General features: G+C 43.2%; 1 protein-coding gene and 6 tRNA genes. All 7 read left to right on the top strand.

The window, feature by feature from the left end; all coding sequences use genetic code 11:
* Position 1: 1 nt before the first annotated feature.
* The 7 genes from R7O03_RS22530 to R7O03_RS22500 all read left to right on the top strand — a co-directional run bounded on the left by R7O03_RS22530 (position 2) and on the right by R7O03_RS22500 (position 2,719).
* A tRNA-Asn gene (locus tag R7O03_RS22530) sits at positions 2–77 on the top strand.
* 275 nt (positions 78–352) lie between these two features.
* Positions 353–1,978, top strand: a complete 1,626-nt coding sequence (locus R7O03_RS22525; protein WP_171344542.1) for a methyl-accepting chemotaxis protein — start codon at positions 353–355, stop codon at positions 1,976–1,978.
* Between the two features lie 233 nt (positions 1,979–2,211).
* Positions 2,212–2,287 (top strand) — tRNA-Phe (locus R7O03_RS22520).
* A gap of 52 nt (positions 2,288–2,339) precedes the next feature.
* Positions 2,340–2,415, top strand: a tRNA-Thr gene (locus R7O03_RS22515).
* Between the two features lie 22 nt (positions 2,416–2,437).
* Positions 2,438–2,513 (top strand) — tRNA-Asn (locus R7O03_RS22510).
* A gap of 39 nt (positions 2,514–2,552) precedes the next feature.
* A tRNA-Thr gene (locus tag R7O03_RS22505) sits at positions 2,553–2,628 on the top strand.
* Between the two features lie 15 nt (positions 2,629–2,643).
* Positions 2,644–2,719, top strand: a tRNA-Asn gene (locus R7O03_RS22500).
* Positions 2,720–3,030 lie beyond the last annotated feature (311 nt).

Here is a 3,030-nt window from a genome sequence, read left to right as displayed (position 1 = left end):
TTCCTCCTTAGCTCAGTTGGTAGAGCGACGGACTGTTAATCCGCAGGTCGCTGGTTCGAGCCCAGCAGGAGGAGCCACTTTTAAAGCCGCATCACTTGATGCGGCTTTTTTGTATCTGCTTTATACGTCATTTCTCGCTTTCCCATTTATCTACACTTCATTTCTAAACATCAGCGAACATTAAATCCTTTCTTCAAAAACACTTATTTCACGCTAAAAATTTAATCCTCATCGTAATTTTAATACGCATTAGTATCCGAGCATATTCATCTTCACTAAGATGCCCGAGTTATTACATTTCTTCTTTTAGCTATGCCTTGCATAGTGATAACACTTTATTTGTGAGCTAAATATGAAACTAAAAACTCAAGCCTATTTATTATCTGCGATCATATTGCTAGCTCTCCTAGCTTTGACCGCAACGGGCTTATGGACACTTCGCGTCGCAAGTAACCTTGATAACAAAGCTCGAGTTACTGAGCTATTTAAAAGTGCGTACAGCATACTTACCGAAGTAGAAAAGATGGCTATCGAAGGCAAAATGCCGGAAGACGAAGCGAAAGCATTAGCCACTCGCCTACTTCGTAACAATATCTACAAAGACAACGAATACGTTTATGTCGCAGATGAAAATATGATGTTCATCGCCGCACCACTAGACCCTCAACTGCACGGAACCAGCTTCCATGACTTTAAAGATGGCAGTGGTAATAGCGTAGGCCAACTCATTCTAGATGTATTGGGGCACAAAACAGGTCAGATCGTTGAATATACCTGGAGCCAAAAACAAGCAGATGGCAGCATTGAAGAAAAACACTCGATAGCAGAAAAAACACCACACTGGGGCTGGGTTGTCGGTACAGGTATTGGCTTTAATGAAGTTAACGCACGTTTTTGGTCGACAGCACAATGGCAGCTTGTGCTATGTCTGATTATCGCGGGAAGCATTCTAAGTGGCCTGATCATTTCGATTCGCAAAATGCTTCATCTACTTGGTGGAGAGCCTAACGACGTGCGCAAAGCAGTTCAAGCTGTCGCTCAAGGAGACATTCAGACCAGTTTTGATACTGTGGCACCGAGAGGAAGTATCTATCGTGCCGTGCAAGATATGAGTCAATCACTAGCTACCATGGTGACAAACCTAGAGAAGTCTATGCATGCACTGCGCGCAGAGTTGTCTGCCGTAGAAGCTCGATCAAATACGATTGCCGATCTTACCGTATCTCAGCAGCAATCAACGGCGATGATTGCCACTGCGATGACTGAAATGGCATCTTCAGCCAACCATGTTGCCAATTCAGCAAGCGACACCGCAAACAATACGGACGAGGCTGACAAACAAAGCCAACATACTCAGAAACTCATTCATAACACGGTTGAAAACATTCAAGGTTTAGCTTCTCAATTAAATACTGCGAGTAAAGCGGTCGCCGATCTAGATCAGGATGTAAATAATATTGTAAAAGTGCTCGATGTGATTGGTGATATTGCAGAGCAAACAAACCTGTTGGCACTCAATGCAGCCATTGAAGCAGCACGTGCTGGAGAACAAGGTCGAGGCTTCGCAGTCGTTGCTGATGAGGTACGCAACCTAGCAGGACGCACACAAGACAGCACAAAAGAGATTCAGTATATGATCTCCAATCTGCAAGAAGGCTCTCGCAATGCCATTCACACAATGGAAATATGTGCAGAAACCAGTGAAAGCACTGTTACAGAGTCTAAGAATGCCTCTGAAGCTCTACAGCAAATTGTAACGGCGTTAGAATCTATCACCACAATGAGCCAGCAGATCGCTACTGCTGCCGCTGAGCAGACGCAGGTTAGCGATGATATTGCGCTACGCATAAACCTTATCGATGAAAGCGGAGGACAACTAAACTCTGTCGTAACCGAGAGTCAATCAAGTACTCAAAGTTTAGCTTCACTAGCGAATGAGCTAGAAGGTTGGGTAAACAAGTTCTCAGTAAAGCACTAGTTTAAAGTCAATTGTTCAATAAAAAGCACGTTTTCAGACGTGCTTTTTTGTTTTTATCGCCTTTATTTTGCAAGTGAACACACTATCAATGTTAAAACATCGCTTAAAGCAAGGCGCATTGCTGCTTAAAACGCATAAAAACAGCCCACTCCGAGCACAAATTCATCAAACGATATTTTATTTTAATTTTATTGTTGACCTGAAAGCCGAAAAGCCTTTTAATACACCTCGTCGCCCGGATAGCTCAGTCGGTAGAGCAGAGGATTGAAAATCCTCGTGTCGGTGGTTCGATTCCGCCTCCGGGCACCACAATTTATTAATTGTTGGTGCTTAGCACGAACAATGTTAAAGAATAAAATGTGCCGACTTAGCTCAGTAGGTAGAGCAACTGACTTGTAATCAGTAGGTCACCAGTTCGATTCCGGTAGTCGGCACCATTTATTCTCTTAAAAAGACAATTCCTCCTTAGCTCAGTTGGTAGAGCGACGGACTGTTAATCCGCAGGTCGCTGGTTCGAGCCCAGCAGGAGGAGCCATTTTTCATTATTAAGTTAATAACTTATTAATAACATTGTGCCGACTTAGCTCAGTAGGTAGAGCAACTGACTTGTAATCAGTAGGTCACCAGTTCGATTCCGGTAGTCGGCACCACTTATTAAAATTTGTTCCTCCTTAGCTCAGTTGGTAGAGCGACGGACTGTTAATCCGCAGGTCGCTGGTTCGAGCCCAGCAGGAGGAGCCATATTAGAAGAAGCCGCATCACTTGATGCGGCTTTTTTGTATTAGTTTAAAGCTAAGCTCTCTCCTACTACCCACGAAATAACATAAGCGCTTTGATTATTAAAAACCGCTTACCGCAAGCTAACTATCAACTCACTAAGTAACCAGAAAATATTAACCACAAACGCGCGTGGCAAATGGTGTATCTTTCAACTAAAAAAAAGCCAGGTAAAAACCTAGCTTTTTAATTCAATCGGTGTGCCGTCCTAAATAAGGTTGACACTTTCCACCCCCCAAAATTGGAGAGTGTTATGAAATCAACAACTAAAAGAA

This window comes from Vibrio sp. Vb2960 (genome assembly GCF_033337665.1).
Classification (GTDB): domain Bacteria; phylum Pseudomonadota; class Gammaproteobacteria; order Enterobacterales; family Vibrionaceae; genus Vibrio; species Vibrio alginolyticus.
Note: the sequence above shows the minus strand (reverse complement) of the source record. Positions and strands in the feature narration are given on the sequence as shown.